Annotated in this window: 1 protein-coding gene; it reads right to left on the bottom strand. The window is 60.9% G+C overall.

The features are described 5' to 3' along the window. Nucleotides 1-820, bottom strand: an 820-nt coding sequence (locus CH296_RS27870; RefSeq protein WP_141215490.1) for a phosphopantetheine-binding protein, incomplete at both ends; no start/stop codon positions are given.

Below are 820 nucleotides of genomic sequence, written 5' to 3'. Positions count from 1 at the left end.
CCAGGCCCGCTACGGTGGGGGCTTCCATGAGTGCACGGACGCTGATTTCACAGTCGAAGGTTTCCTGCACGGCGGCTACGACACGCATCGCAGAGAGCGAGTTGCCGCCCAGGTCGAAGAAGGAGTCGTCCACGCTGACTCGCGGCAGGTCGAGAACCTTCGTGAAAATGCCGGAGATAATTTCTTCAACCGGAGATGACGGCGCTCTGTGAACGCCGCTGGCGAATTGCGGCTCGGGCAACGCCCATTTGTCCAGCTTGCCGTTGACAGTTAACGGCAACTCGTCGATGACCATCACCACGGCCGGAACCATGTACGCAGGCAATCGCGCGGCAACTCGTTCGCGCAGCGCCCCACCATCGATTCCCGCAGACACCTCGGTAGGTACGACGTAGCCAATCAACTGCTTGCCGGTATCGGTATCACGGGCCACCACTGCCGCACGCTCCACTCCGGTCAAGGCAGCGAGTGTTGCTTCCACTTCACCGATTTCGATGCGGTAACCACGAATCTTCACCTGATCGTCAGAGCGACCCACATACTCCAGCTCGCCGTCGTGATTCCAACGAACCAGATCGCCGGTGCGATACATCCGCGAACCCAAAGGGCCGAGCGGACACGCGACGAATCGCGATGCCGTCAAGCCCGGCCGTCGCACATAACCGCGTGCCACACCCCGCCCCGCGACATACAACTCACCAACCACACCGATCGGAACCCGCCGCAAACCGGAATCCAACACAAACAACGCATCACCCGGCACCGGCGTACCGATAGGAGCTCCATGACCAGGCTTCATGGGCGCACTCATAGAGGCGTA

This window comes from Rhodococcus sp. 14-2496-1d (assembly GCF_002259365.1).
In the GTDB taxonomy this organism is placed as follows: domain Bacteria; phylum Actinomycetota; class Actinomycetes; order Mycobacteriales; family Mycobacteriaceae; genus Rhodococcoides.
Note: the sequence above shows the minus strand (reverse complement) of the source record. Positions and strands in the feature narration are given on the sequence as shown.